Source organism: Rhizobium fabae, assembly GCF_003985135.1.
Taxonomy (GTDB): Bacteria; Pseudomonadota; Alphaproteobacteria; order Rhizobiales; family Rhizobiaceae; genus Rhizobium; species Rhizobium pisi.
Genome location: NZ_ML133653.1, coordinates 55365 through 69228, shown reverse-complemented (window position 1 = coordinate 69228; position 13864 = coordinate 55365). Strand labels below are relative to the sequence as shown.

7 protein-coding genes and 5 pseudogenes are annotated in these 13864 nt (G+C 59.1%); 9 read left to right on the top strand and 3 right to left on the bottom strand.

Going from position 1 to position 13864, the window contains the following annotated elements; translation table 11 throughout:
* Positions 1 to 423: 423 nt before the first annotated feature.
* Positions 424 to 4260 (bottom strand): hypothetical protein, encoded by a 3837-nt coding sequence (locus EFB14_RS19285; protein WP_126828066.1) that lies wholly within the window; start codon positions 4258 to 4260, stop codon positions 424 to 426.
* A gap of 987 nt (positions 4261 to 5247) precedes the next feature.
* On the opposite strand from EFB14_RS19285, the pseudogene EFB14_RS19270 reads away from it, so the two are divergent.
* A pseudogene (locus EFB14_RS19270) lies at positions 5248 to 5598 on the top strand (tyrosine-type recombinase/integrase); the annotation flags it as partial.
* A 152-nt stretch (positions 5599 to 5750) separates the two neighbouring features.
* Here the strand turns inward: EFB14_RS19270 and EFB14_RS19265 are convergent.
* Positions 5751 to 6110, bottom strand: a pseudogene (locus EFB14_RS19265) (DDE-type integrase/transposase/recombinase); the annotation flags it as partial.
* Between the two features lie 157 nt (positions 6111 to 6267).
* Between EFB14_RS19265 and EFB14_RS19260 the strand changes: the two are divergent.
* Positions 6268 to 6642: a VOC family protein gene (locus EFB14_RS19260; RefSeq protein WP_126828060.1), complete on the top strand. Its 375-nt coding sequence runs from the start codon at positions 6268 to 6270 to the stop codon at positions 6640 to 6642.
* Positions 6643 to 6911: 269 nt separating this feature from the next.
* Positions 6912 to 7178: pseudogene (locus EFB14_RS19255) on the top strand (IS6 family transposase); the annotation flags it as partial.
* A gap of 52 nt (positions 7179 to 7230) precedes the next feature.
* Here the strand turns inward: EFB14_RS19255 and EFB14_RS19250 are convergent.
* A pseudogene (locus EFB14_RS19250) lies at positions 7231 to 7848 on the bottom strand (IS6 family transposase); the annotation flags it as partial.
* 197 nt (positions 7849 to 8045) lie between these two features.
* On the opposite strand from EFB14_RS19250, the pseudogene istA reads away from it, so the two are divergent.
* From istA to EFB14_RS19220, 6 genes and pseudogenes are all read left to right on the top strand, one after another.
* Positions 8046 to 9017, top strand: a pseudogene (gene istA, locus EFB14_RS19245) (IS21 family transposase); the annotation flags it as partial.
* Positions 9018 to 9145: 128 nt separating this feature from the next.
* Entirely contained in the window at positions 9146 to 10030 is an 885-nt protein-coding gene (locus EFB14_RS19240) for a dihydrodipicolinate synthase family protein (RefSeq protein ID WP_126828058.1), read from the top strand.
* Positions 10031 to 10037: 7 nt separating this feature from the next.
* Positions 10038 to 10715 carry a GntR family transcriptional regulator gene (locus EFB14_RS19235; protein WP_183604882.1) on the top strand — a complete coding sequence of 226 codons (678 nt, stop codon included), beginning with the start codon at positions 10038 to 10040 and terminating at the stop codon, positions 10713 to 10715.
* Between the two features lie 55 nt (positions 10716 to 10770).
* Entirely contained in the window at positions 10771 to 12099 is a 1329-nt protein-coding gene (locus tag EFB14_RS19230) for an ABC transporter substrate-binding protein (RefSeq protein ID WP_126828056.1), read from the top strand.
* A complete protein-coding gene (locus EFB14_RS19225; protein WP_125844579.1) occupies positions 12099 to 13037 on the top strand; it encodes a carbohydrate ABC transporter permease in 939 nt (312 codons plus the stop codon). The genes EFB14_RS19230 and EFB14_RS19225 overlap by 1 nt, the downstream gene beginning before the upstream one ends.
* Entirely contained in the window at positions 13037 to 13852 is an 816-nt protein-coding gene (locus tag EFB14_RS19220) for a carbohydrate ABC transporter permease (RefSeq protein WP_125844577.1), read from the top strand. The genes EFB14_RS19225 and EFB14_RS19220 overlap by 1 nt, the downstream gene beginning before the upstream one ends.
* The last annotated feature ends 12 nt before the right edge of the window (positions 13853 to 13864 follow it).

Sequence of the window (13864 nt, the reverse complement as noted above, 5' to 3'; positions counted from 1 at the left end):
GACCAGGATGCTTCTCCGCATATTGCGAGGAGGCAAGCGTTGGAACTACCGGGCGTCCGGCATCTATCTCGCGCAGCGGCTCGGATTCCCGCAATAAGGTTGCAACTGCCACCAAAATGCCGGCGTATGCGCTCAGCGCGTCACAACACTAGAGGCTCGTCGTTCCCACGACGACGTCACCCAGGAAGATGACGCGATAGTGTCGGGCGCGGACTGGTGTTTTCTCTGTCAACAAAAGACAACAGCGCCTCGAGAAGATTTGCCAGGCCATATATGTCGCCAATCGCGTAGGTTTTCATGCAAATGGTTCCTGAAGTCAAATGACGACGTCGGTAGCAAGGAGAGCTTTCTAGGCTATCAAAGGATTCCCGACAATGTGAAATCTTCTTGTTATCATCTAGTTGGAAGCAAGGCTTCGTGTTCTCATTGCTTTTCCAAATCCCGCTCGATCTCGATCTGCCTCTCGACATGATGGTACTGCTCGTTGGCCCAGGCCGCGAGGGACCTGACTGGATGACCGAACCAGGTCTTCAGTGGCGCTAGATAGATTTCCAAAAGAGGTACGATTGACCCAGACCACGAACTCGGTCGCATCCGTTTGGCAAGAGCCTCTCTAAACGCGCTGTTGTCACCATATCGTGACGCGATGATCTCCAAGTCCGGATGCCATCTCGTTGCCGCTTCGTCCTCCAGGATCGGATAGAAGTCGACAAGGAGCGGGGGCCTGCCGGCGTCACCGTCGGCCCATTCGTAAATCGGTTCCACGGGCACGCCGAAGAGGGGGCCGGCCATGAAGTCGCTGCTTTGATCGAAACGTTCGGAGGAAGGGCCGATCAGACGCTTGAGGCGGTTCCGCTCGATCGGCGTTGCGGAGCCGTAGAGCTGCGTCACTTGAGACCAGACGGTGAGCGGCGCATGCTCGCGCAAAAGCGCGACCACGTTTCGCACCGCATCATCGAGCGCGCTGAAGATGTCGTAGTCGTCGCTTTCGACCATGCGTCCAACGAGTTCCGCGAGGCCGCTTGCCAGCTCGCCGTCAGAAGCGATCAAGCCTTGGATCTTCTGCACCAGATCGTCGACGATGTGAGCATCGCGCCGGCCCTTCGTCGCGGGGCCGATTACATTGGAATTAGTCAGCAGCTTTCCCATCACTGCCGCATGCTCCGGAGAGGGTTGCGACCCGTGCCGATACATCATGCTGATTTCCAGCGCGGCCCAAGCGCCGTCGCCGCCGTGTTCAGCAAGCTCGAAAAGGAGTTCGGCAACGTCCGCGATATCGAGCCTGTCGAAGCCGCGGCCATAGGAAAGAAATACGCATTGGGCGGGATCGACGCTCCCGGATCGAACGTCGGCGATCAGAGCCCGCAAGCGACGTTCGTCCATCGCGAGGGCGGAGTACAGATCGACCCTGTATTTCTCCGGCACACGATCCTTTGCTTCGTCGAAACATGTGTCGGCAAGATCGTGTTCGTTGAGATCAATCCCTCGCAACACACCCCTGAGCATGGGAAAGCCTTTGCCGGTCTCCTCGACGATCTTCAAAACGGCTTCGAACAAACCTTTCCGATCCTCGACTTTTGAGCCAAGTTCTTCAGCGAAAGGATGAACGGATTTAAGGTCGAGAGGTGTTATGCGTACGACGGCCTCGACAACCTGATCCGGGCGGCTTGCTATTTCGACAGCGACAGCTCGTGCCTGGCGCTCCGAGTAGTCGAAGTCCCTGTCCACCGCATAGTCCGCGTCCGGATCTCGGATGTCGGTTCGCCAGAACTTCGTGAACAATATCGCCCTGTCGATAGGCTCAGAAGGGAACAGTTGGGTGTAAAGCTCGCGCACGAACGAGCCCTGTTCGATGGGAGCGTTCTTCCTGTCGAAATAAAGCCAGTCGCCAACGCCTTCCAACGCTTCGGGCCATCCCCGTTTCTCCCTGGCGATTTCGAGCAGGCACGCGGCGTATTCCTGGTGAATGCCCGTGCTCAGCAGAAGGCGGGCCGCTCCGGCAAGGATCCTTTCCGATCGTTCCGCCAGCTCGGAGTGCCTTCGACGAATCTCTACCAGGCGTTCGATGCCCTCGCGGTAGAAGTCGTTGACCTCCCCGTACGTCTTCGGCGACCAGTCCTTTAGACGAGGTCCCGATCCAATCTGGCCGGTGTCGCCGAATCTGATGAAATTCCTGCTGAAGACACGAGCAAGCGCGTCGACGCATATCAATCGGGTTGCCTCGTCGTCGCGCTCCAAACCTTCGTCGAGGATGCCGAAGCGCTGGGAAGGAGAGGCCTCGGTTCCACTGAGCTGGAGTTGGAAGAGCTGCTGGAAGACTTCGCCGGCGCTGTTTCCTAAACCATCTTTCTGGCTCGCAGCCAGCCGCATCAGAAGCCGAGCTGCGATTCCGAAAGACCGAGATCGAAATACCAGCTTGGACAAGGCGGCCACGAGATGGCTGCAAGCGGACTGGTCGATCTGCGGAAGTCTTTCGTCGTTCTTCAACAGCCGGTGCCAAAGGGCGTCTGCGACGAGATCGGGAACGATATGAACAAGGGCGTCCAACAGCGCCATGGCTCGGGAACTGACGAAGTTATCCAGGGTAGCGAACTGTTCGTCCGTCGTTAGAAACCGAGTGGCGGCTTCGATGACGACCTGCATGTTGTCGAGATATTTCCATCGACGAAGCAACGACAAGACCAGCTCGTCGGATGCGGTGGACAGAAAGTGTTGAAGCAGCGATGGGCGGATGACTTTTAGGCGGCGCGACGCCATGTTCACCGCGATGGGAACTGGCTGGGCGGAAAAGGCGCCGGCATAAAGACCGACGAGGTCGTGCTGACGGGCCTTTGCAAGATGCTCGTACATCTCGTCGCCCGACATCCTGCCTAGCGTTGTCGCCACCTCGTCCATCGGCGAACCGCCAGAGCCGCCTTCGATCAGGACGCGTTCAAAAACCGACAGCGATTGCAGAGCTCGGAGTTCCGCGTCGCCCGTGATCGAAGTTCCCTGCAAGATTCGATCCACGACGTCGTCTGCGCTCTCGAAATCCGACGGGCTGAGCGATGGGTTACCCGCAGCAAGAACCGCGAACCGCGGAAAGCCTCCGCACATCTGGCGCAGCCGTTCGATGGAAACGGCGTCGATCGATGAATTTTTCGCACGGACGATAGCTTCGACGAGGTCGCCTCCGCTAGGGGACAGCGCGACGTGCAGAACGGTGTCGCCCTCAAGAGGCCGGTCGTCCGTGTCGAGTGTTACGACGCGAAGGGCGCTGCCTGCAGATGATGCTATCTCCGCTAACTTCATGGCCGCATCTCTTGGACACTCGTCGACGATCAGGAGTGTCGGAAGTCCTCTCTCGGCAAGGCGCGTTGCGGTCGGCAGCACAGTTGCTGAAACGACGCGGTAGTCGGCGAATACCGCGCTGTTCCGAAAGATGGCGTCTAGTTGCGAAGACGACGCCTTCAGCGACTGGTGGACAAACCTGCTCTTGCCCAGTCCGGACGCTCCGACGATCCGGACGAGACTTCCGGCAGTAGCGACGTGCTCGAGTATTCGCCGCCAGGCAACGTCCGACGTTGTGCGATTATCGGCGTTCTCACGGTCGCGGGCCACCTCGCTTCCAATTGCGTATCTCTTGTCAGGGTCCGGCGCGTAGGAATTTCGTACAAAGTCGTCGAGCATCCCCCACGACTCGATAGTTCGATAACCCGCGAGAGACTGAAGATGAGCCTGCTCCGCCAGCCATATGGCCACGGCGGGGTGGCGTTCCGACCAGGCTGCGATTTCGTTCGCCCCGTAGATTTTGATGGCCTTCAGAACGTCGGGGTCCCCGCCCGCCTCCCTGATGCCGTCCTCAATCGCTTTGATGCATTCCTTCTGCTTGTCGCCCGTGATCGCCTCGGATGTGAAGCCAAGATAGCTGCCGCCCTCGGCAGTCAGCGAGGTAAGGGCGGGCGTCAGCACCCGTGTCGCGTTTTTCGCCTGGGTGGACTTCACCCAACATTCCTTTTTCCATGCCGCCTTGCCCATCTTGGTCGCCTTAGCCTGAAAGACGTTGATGCGACTAGGAAGGTAGTGGGTCGACTCCCTTCCGCCTTCCCAACGAATGCTCCCATCCTCGCCGCCGTCGGCGACCGTAATTTGCAGGGGGACGGAGATGTTCCCCAGCTCCAGTTCTGAAGCTAAGGCTTCGGCATGAAGGAGCCGCCGGAGCAAGCCAACGAGCTGCAGACTGCTGAGCGATTGAATTTGTGCAGGGTCTACATCGAACATCGGCGACTCGCGTCAAAATGGAAATCGAACGACGTGTAGCAGATGTGCGTGACCCCAACGACGTGCTCCTCGAACTTAAAAAGCATTGGAAGGAAGATGGTCGGGTTGACAGCGCGGGTAAACGGAACAAATAAAGAACATCATATGAGCGATGGACGCCGGCATGTTGGAAATGACAGAGAAACGACAGAAGAGGACCGCGTTCGGTTCCTGGTGGAGCACGCTTCCTCTCGAACTTCGAGAAGGACAAGACATCGACTTCGCGCGGCGGTGTTTCCGGGCAGGGCACGACACGGGAGCCACACCTCCGAAAAAGGAGTTCACATTCAGAACCGGAAAGTACCTCGTTTCGGTATGGGCTGCCGATCTGGCCGACGCGCGGAAAGCCGCGCAGATCGAACTCGACTTTCGGGTAGCAAACGGCGGGGGAGTCCCACCTCGCGCAGGCTGGCGTCTTTCCTTGAGCAAGAGCGATGCCTGAGATCCATCCTTTCAAGCGGCTGAGGTCCTGGACGTTGCGGACGGCGCAAGATCAAGGCCAGATCCTCGTGGTCCGGTGCGACTACTGCCGGGTAACCTATAGATATCTGCCCGTCGATCTCCTGGAGCTCTGCGGCGACCTTACTCTCGACAAGGTCCTAGACCGCTTCCGGTGCAACCGCTGCGGCAAGAAACACTACCTCAACCTCAAACTTCATTTTCCTCACGGAAGCGAATATGGCTCGCTGCCGGTGCGTCGGCTAAAGGAAGTACGCACAGTCGCCGTGCCAATCTGGTCCGAAGACGTCCTCCGATAGATGCATGTCCACTCAAGCACCGGCGTCAATGCCCGAGGCGGAACCTGGACTTCGACAGCCCAGGCTTACTTCTTGGGTCGCCGAGATCTCGCGACGTCGTCGACCTGGATTTGTGACAACTCCGTTGCGATAATTTTGAAAATCTCCGAGCTGTCCCCATCCGTAAGGAGCACATGTCCAATGCGAATTCGTGTTCCCCAATCCTGAAGGTAGTCCTCGGTCTCACGGGAACCTGATTCAACAAGGTCTTCAACCAGCGATGGTCCGGGCAGGTTTGGTGATCAAGACTGGCAAAAAGGGGAGAGGAGGAAAACCTTTCCTGAAGGCGAAGTACCCTGGGCTTCATGCGCTTCGACATTTTTTTGCCAGTTGGCTCATCAACAGGAAGGAGGACGGCGGACTTGGGCTTTTGCCGAAGATGGTCCAGGAAAGAATGGGGCATTCTTCTATAACCATGACGATGGACACTTACGGCCACCTCTTCCCCCGCCACGATGACGGGACGGAGTTGGCGGAAGCCGCACGAGCACTTTTGCAGTAAGTGCAACATAGCCGCGACAAGGCGGTAGAAATCTCCTTTGAATCAACGCTTTTACAAGGACTGTAAATCCTCTTTTGCCGCCATCTTAGATGGATCCAAACGGTGATGTCAGGTTAACTGGGACAAGTGCGCAGTTGGCAGGCTCGGAGTGCTCACGCGGCAATTCCGGCCATGCTCTTCCAATGTGCGATCGCCCCGAGGCGATGCAGGTGGACGGCGATGGCTGTTTTTCTCAGGTGGGTCGGGACGAAGAGATTTCGGACTGCGGAGAAGACGCTGACGAAACGTTGCAACGCACCTGGCGAGCGGAACCGCTGCATTACCCGCTCGCGTTTCCGCAGTGGAAGGTGCGAGTTTTCGGCACGGTTGTTCGAGCCCTTGTGCGATCGATGCTCGACCGTCGGCATGATCTGACGACGTGCCGCGCCGTATGAGCGAAGCTTGTCGGTGACGATGCGCTTGGGCAGGCATCCCTGCTTCTTCATCAGCCGGATCAGAAGGCGCTTCGCCGCCTAATGGCTGTTTCGATCTCTTTTCGGGCAACTTGCTGCGTGAAATCGTGCAATAATCTGTCGCAAAAGCCAAAATTTAATTGGACTTTTGCAACGCTGGCAACGAACCATAGACCAACTCGCCAAAGGCGGGCCACAAGAAATAGGAGGGAGAAGCATGGCAGCAATTCGTTACATCGTGAACGATGTGGGCGAGGCCGTTTCGTTTTATACGACGCATTTGGGCTTCGCTCTTGAACAGCAATTTGGCCCGGCCATGGCTATTCTGACCCGCGAAGACCTGACGCTATGGGTTGCCGGTCCTCTGGCATCTGCTTATAGAGCAATGCCCGATGGACGCCAGCCTGCGCCGGGAGGCTGGAACCGGATCGTCTTGGAGGTCCGGAGCGATCTTGCAGCGCTTGTCTCTGCCCTTCGCGAAAAAGAAGTTCGGTTCCGCAACGATATCGTTGAAGGACCAGGTGGTCGGCAAATCCTTTGTGAAGACCCATCTGGAAACGCAATAGAGCTGTTTGAGGCTAAGCAGGCCTGATTGGCGGCAGCTCGCTTACCTATGAAATTCCCGGCTTTTGCAGAAGCGCTGCCCCAACCGTCAGAGCTGCCGCCAGCGCGATTGACGTGACGTAACCCATTGATAGGAGCCGCTTGCGTCCTTGATGACACCGCCGGGGGTATGGCATCCTTCGCAGCAAGAGATCGGCACCATTGGATACGTGGATCGTCGATGCGATCGACTGCGAACTCATTCCGAGGTGATGTCAGGTTAACTGCGGCTGAAAGATTTGCGGGTATGTCGCCGTCATGAGCCACAATTCTGTCAGCTATAAGCGCCATCGTTTCCCATCAATCGTGATCGCCCACGCGGTCTGGCTGTATTTCCGATTTCCATTGAGCCTGCGCCTGGTCGAAGAGATGCTGCTGGAGCGCGGCATCGTCGTTTCCTATGAAACGATCCGCTGTTGGGCGAAGAAGTTCGGTCCGATCTACGCCGGCCGGTTACGTCGGAAGGTGCCCAGCGCAAGTGACATCTGGTATCTGGACGAGGTGGTCGTGACGATCGGTGGGAAGGGTGTTGTCACGTCATTTCACGAAGGGCAGACGAAGCGTTTTCCCATTAAATTCAGGTAGCTGCGGCGGTCACAGCCTTCCACTGCGCCATTGAGTGGATGCGATGAATGTGGGTGGCCAGAGCTGAGCGTTTCTGATGTGGCGGCACGAAGAGATTTCTGACGGCTGAAAACACGGAAGTAAATCGTTGCAGGCTGCCAGCAGATCGGAAGCCCTGCATCACCCGTTCTCGTTTTCGCAATGGCGGATGGGAATTCTCTGCACGATTGTTGAGGCCCTTGTGCGATCGGTGTTCGATGGACGGCATCACATCCCGTTTGGCTGCGCAGTACGAGCGCAGTTTGTCGGTGACGATGCGCTTCGGCATCAGGCCCTGCTTCTTCAACAGCCTGAGCAACAATCGCTTGGCCGCCTCGGTATCGCGGCGGCTCTGAACGATCTCGTCGAGGACATAACCGTCTTGATCGACGGCTCGCCAGAGCCAATGTTTCCGGCCGCCGATGGAAATCACAACTTCATCCAGGTGCCAGACATCGTTTCGGGACGGCATCTTTCTGCGCAGTCGCTTCGCGTAGGCCGCGCCGAACTTGCGGCTCCAGCGCCGGATTGTTTCGTAGGACACGAGGATGCCGCGCTCCAGCAGCATTTCTTCCACCAGCCGCAGGCTTAATGCGGGTTTCGGTAATTCGCGGACAGGGATTCCATTAAATCGCGGACAGCGATTTCACTAAATGCGGGACAGCATTTCCGCTAATTCCCGGACAGGTATTCCGGTAAATCCCGGACAGTCTTTCGGCGATAAAGAGATCGACTTTCGCACGCGCCGTTTTGTCATTCTGGACCTCGATTTGAACGAGGGGCTCATGAATGGCGAGACGGAAGCAGGCGAGACTTACTGACGTGAAGGACATTCGATCGATATTGCGACTGACGCACGAACAGGGGCTTTCGGTTCGTGCGATATCGGAACGGCTGAAGATCAGCAAAACGACCATTTCGACCTATCTGCTGCGGGCAGGTGAGGCCGGGCTGACGGGCTGGCCGTTGCCGGCTGGGCTGGACGATGATGGCATTCTACAGCGCCGCCTGTTCCATCGTCGCGGCCGCCCGCCTCAGGACATGCACGAGCCCGACTGGCGCAAGATCGCCAGCGAACTGAAGCGGAAGGGCGTGACGCTGACGCTGTTGTGGCAGGAATATCGCGAACGACACCCCAACGGTTACGGATACACGTGGTTCTGCGAGCGGTTCGCCGCTTTCGAACAGCGCGCCAGCGCCACCTTCCGCAATCGCCACACTGCCGGCGCGGCGATGCAGACCGACTACGCCGGCCAAACCGTCCCAGTGATCGATCCGGTGACGGGCGAGATCCGGCTGGCGCAGATCTTCGTCGCGGTTCTGCCAGCCTCCTTGTACACCTTCGCCTATGCAAGCTTCACTCAACGGTTGCCGGACTGGATCGAGGGTCAGCAACGGGCGCTGAGTTTCTTCGGTGGCGTGACGAAAGCGGTCGTCTGCGACAACCTCAAGGCCGGCGTTGCCAAGCCCTTGTGGTTCGAGCCGACCATCAACGCCACTTTTGCGGCATTCGCCGAGCACTACGACACGACGATCCTGCCGACCCGTCCGAAACGGCCGAAGGACAAGGCCAAGGTCGAAGGCAGCGTTCTCATCGTCGAGCGCTGGATCCTGGCACGGCTGAGAAACGACCGTTTCTTCAGCCTTGTCGATCTCAACGTGCGGATCAGCCAGCTTCTCGACGATCTCAATAGCCGGCCGATGCGCCGGGTTGGCAAATCCCGGCGGCAGCTCTTCGATGAGATCGAACGCGAAGCGCTTGCACTGTTCTGTTAACGAAGCGCTGGCTGCGCCGCCAAGTCGGCAAATAAACACACGGTAAACAATCGCGTCTTTACAACTAACATGTTAGTCTGCTATGCCTGACCCATCAGTAGGAGAAAATGACGTTGACGCAGAAATTCGGGCTTTCGGTCGCTCTTGCCACGCCGTTCGACGAGAATGGCGGGATTGCGATCGATGCGATGATCGCGCAGGCGCGGCGATGCCTGGCCGCCGGATGCTCCAGCGTGACGCTGTTCGGGACGACAGGCGAGGGGTCCTCCATCGGAAGCCTAGAACGCGAGCGCGTCCTTTCAGCCTTCCTCGATGCCGGGATCGCGGCAAAGACCATCGTCGTCGGCGTGCTGGTCGATGCCGCCGAGGATGCGGCCATCCAGGCCGCCCATGCTCTTTCCAAGGGAGCCCGCAACATCCTTCTCGCCCCGCCGTCCTATTTCAAGAACGTCAGCGACGACGGCGTCTTCCAGTGGTTCTCGGCCGTCTTCACCATACTGGGCGAAAAGGCGCGAGACATCATCGTCTACAATCTTCCTTCGGTCACTATGGTGCCCTTAAGCGTATCGCTGATCGGCCGGCTGCGGACCGCCTTTCCCCATATCGTCACGGGCGTCAAGGATTCCTCCGGCGACTGGCCTTACACGGAAGTGCTTCTCAAAGCGCATCGCGACCTCATCATTCTGATAGGCGACGAACGCCACCTCGCCAGAGGCGTTCGGCTCGGCGGCCAAGGTGCGATCTCCGGCATGGCGAATTTCCTGCCCCGCGAAGTCAGGCTGATGGCCGAGGAAGGCAAGGACGACCCCCGCGTTGAGGATTTCGTGCCCGAATTGCTGAAATATTCCGTCATCGCGGCCGTGAAGGCGATGGTCGCGCGCGTGACCTCGGAGGAGATCTGGCTTACGGTTCGCCCGCCGCTCGTTTCAATATCCGGCGAAGGACAGGCGCAGCTCGCTCTTGCTTTCGATACTCTTTTCCGCTCGAAAGCGGCGTAGGTCAGAGATGTTTCTGGAGGAGGCGATGGACGGAACCGAGGAGCAACCGACACTGCGGGAAAAGGCGTATGCGAGCTTCACGCGCCACCTTCTCGCGCGTGACGTGCGTCCCGGGCAGTTCGTTTCCCAGCGCCGCCTCGTGGAGCTGACGGGACTGCCGCTCGGCGCCATCCGCGAGCTCATTCCGAGGCTCGAAGCCGAGGGCCTGATCAAGACCGTGCCGCAGCGGGGGCTGCAGATTGCGCATATCGATCTCAACCTCATTCGCGAGGCCTTCCAGCTGCGCGTGTTCCTAGAAAAGGAAGCCGTGGCGCTTTTCACCCGGTCCGCCTCGGACGAGACGATCGCCGGGCTTCTGAAGCAGCATCGGGATATCGCCGACGCCATTCGCAGCGGCGACGGGTCGCACGAACTGGAATTGCGCGCGCAAGCCGTCGACTGGGGCATGCACGACGCCTTCATCGATGCGCTTGGAAATACCATCATTTCGAATGCCTACCGCGTGAACTCGATCAAGATGCGCCTGATCAGTCAGGATCGTTTCCGCATCGAGGGTCACGTCGGGCCTGTCATGGGCGAGCACCTGAAGGTCCTCGAGGCGATCGAGCGGCGATCGGTGGAGGACGCCGTCAACAGCCTTGTCACACATATCAATCACGCAAGGGATCGTGCGCTGGGAATTTAATCGGGAATAAGCAGCCGGAGGTGAGGAGATCGCCGGCAAAAGGAGGAGGAGTCACATGCCATCATTCTTCAATCCGACGAGGCGAGGCTTCCTGGCGGGTACGGCCGCGCTTGGGGCCGGCAGCATGCTCGGCATGCGCCCTGCATCCGCCGCCGTCGACTGGAAGCGCTTCACCGGCACCACGCTGGAAGTGAACCTGGTCAAGAGCCCGCGCAGCGAAATACTTCTGAAGTACCTGTCCGAATTCGAGGCGCTGACCGGCATCAAGGTCAATGCCGAAGCGACACCCGAACAGCAGCAGCGCCAGAAGACGACCATCGAGCTGAGTTCGGGAAAACCGAGCTTCGACGTCGTGCACATGAGCTACCATGTCCAGAAACGGCAGTTCGAAAAGGGTGGCTGGCTTGCCGATATCAGCGGCTTCCTCAAGGACCCCTCCCTGACCGCCCCGTCTTTGGCGGAAAGCGACTTCGCCGAAGCTGGCCTCGCCTTCGCCAAGGACGCCGGCGGCGTCCTGCGCTCTCTGCCCTTCTCGGTCGATTACTGGATCATCTACTGGAACAAGGCGCTGTTCGAGAAGAAGGGGCTTGCCTACCCCTCGACCTTCGAGGAACTGGCAAGTGCTGCCGAGGCGCTCACCGATGCCTCGACCAACACCTACGGCTTCGTCGCCCGTGGCCTGAAGAACGCCAATACGCCGGTCTGGACGACGCTGCTGCTCGGCTATGGTTCGAGCCCGCTCGGCCCCGACGGCAAGCTGCGCACGACATCGGAAGATGCGGTGGATGCTGCCAAGCTTTACCAGAAGCTGATGACCAAGACCGCCCCTCCCGGGGTTTCCGGTTTCAACTGGGCCGAGGCGCAGTCGGCCTTCCTGCAGGGCAAGATCGGCATGTGGATGGATGGCGTCGGCTTTGCACCGCCAATCGAGAACCCGGAAAAGTCGCGCGTCGTCGGCCAGGTCGGCTACGGTATCATGCCGAAAGGCCCGAAGGCGCAAGCCGCCGGCACCTTCGGCGACGGGCTTGGCGTCGTCGCGGCCAGCCAGAAGAAGGAAGCCGCCTACCTCTTCTGCCAATGGGCGATTTCGCATGAAATGGGTGCACGCCTGCTGCAGGCCGGCGCCGGCGTTCCGTTCCGCCAGTCGATCCTCGAAGATGCGAAAGTCCGTGAGGGCGTCAAGATGCCGGCCACATGGCTGGATGCCGTCGTCGGTTCCGGCAAGATCTCTCAGCTCGCGCTGCCGGTAATCATTCCGGTCACCGAGTTCCGCGACATCTATGGCGTCGGCCTCACCAACATGATCGGCGGCGCCGATCCTGCGGCCGAGCTGAAGTCGGCAACGGCCCAGTTCGAACCCGTCCTGGCGAAAAGCGAGGGATAATGGCTTCGGCGGGCATCGAAACGGCCGCCATGGCCAGGGCCTCGAAAACGGGGAGCAAACCGGGCCGGTTTGCTCCCAACTACTGGCCCTTCGTCATCCCGGCGCTGATCGTCATATCAGCCGTCATCGTTTTTCCATGGGTGTTTACGGTGTGGATGAGCGTCAACAGTTGGACGCTCGGGCAGTCGCAGACCTTTGCGGGGCTGGACAATTACATCCGTCTCGCCGGCGACATGCGCTTCTGGGAGTCGCTCTGGCATACGGTGCTCTATACGACGCTCTCCGTGGTGGTTCCTCTGTTCCTGGGAACGCTCGCGGCGCTGATCTTCGATGCCCAATTTCCGCTGCGCGGACTTCTGCGCGGCATATTCGTGATGCCGATGATGGCGACCCCGGTCGCTATCGCGCTCGTCTGGACGATGATGTTCCATCCGCAGCTCGGCGTCCTCAACTATCTCCTCTCCTTCGCAGGCATCGGACCGCAGGAGTGGATCTACAATCAGAGCAGCGTCATTCCCTCGCTGGTGCTGGTCGAAAGCTGGCAGTGGACGCCGCTCGTCATGCTGATCGTGCTCGGCGGCCTGGCGGCCGTCCCGCGCGAGCCCTATGAAAGTGCCGAGATCGACGGCGCCAATGTCTGGCAGAAATTCCGTTACCTCACACTGCCAATGATCGCGCCGTTCCTGATGATCGCGGTGATCATCCGCAGCATCGATGCCGTGAAGAGCTTCGACATTATCTATGCCATGACCCAGGGCGGCCCGGGCACCGCATCGGAAACGATCAACATCTATCTCTACAACACGGCCTTCGCCTATTACGACATCGGCTACGGCTCGGCCATGGCGGTCGTCTTCTTCCTCCTCATCGTCCTGCTCTCCTTCGTCCTTATGATGGTCCGGCAGCGCGTGAACTGGTCCGACGGGGAGGCACGCTGATGAAGCGCAAGACGCTCGACCGCATCGGATTGCTGTTCGTCGCCCTGGTGATGATCTCGCCGGTCGTCCTGTTTTTCCTCTGGATGATCTCGCTGTCGCTGAAATATGAAATCGACAACGGCGCCTATCCGCCGATCTTCATCCCGGAGCGTTTCGCCTGGTCGAACTATGTGAAGGTCTTCGAGGAGAACAACTTCTTCCTCTACCTCTGGAATTCGGTGCTGGTGACCGGTGCGGCCACGCTTCTGGCGCTGCTGATCGGCGTCCCCGCCGGATACGGCATTGCGCGCCTCAAGGCGGAGAAATCGGCGATGGTCATCATGATCGCGCGCATGACGCCCGGTCTTTCTTTCCTGATCCCGCTCTTCCTGCTGTTCCAGTGGCTGAACCTCTTAGGCACGCTCATGCCGCAGATCATCATCCATCTCGTCGTCACCGTGCCGATCGTCGTGTGGATCATGATCGGCTATTTCGAGACGACGCCGATGGAGTTGGAAGAGGCGGCAAGCATCGACGGCGCAACGCCCTGGCAGGTCTTCCGCATGGTCGCCCTGCCGATCGCAAAGCCCGGCATCGTCGTCGCCTTCATCCTGTCGGTCATCTTTTCCTGGAACAACTTCGTCTTCGGCATCGTGCTCGCCAGCCGGGAGACGCGCACGCTTCCGGTCGCGGTCTACAACATGCTTTCCTTCGAACAGGTGAGCTGGGGACCGCTTGCCGCGGCGGCGTTGATCGTCACCTTGCCGGTGCTGATATTGACGGTGTTTGCGCAACGGCAGATCGTGGCGGGCCTGACGGCCGGAGCCGTCAAGTAAGCAGGTGAGACA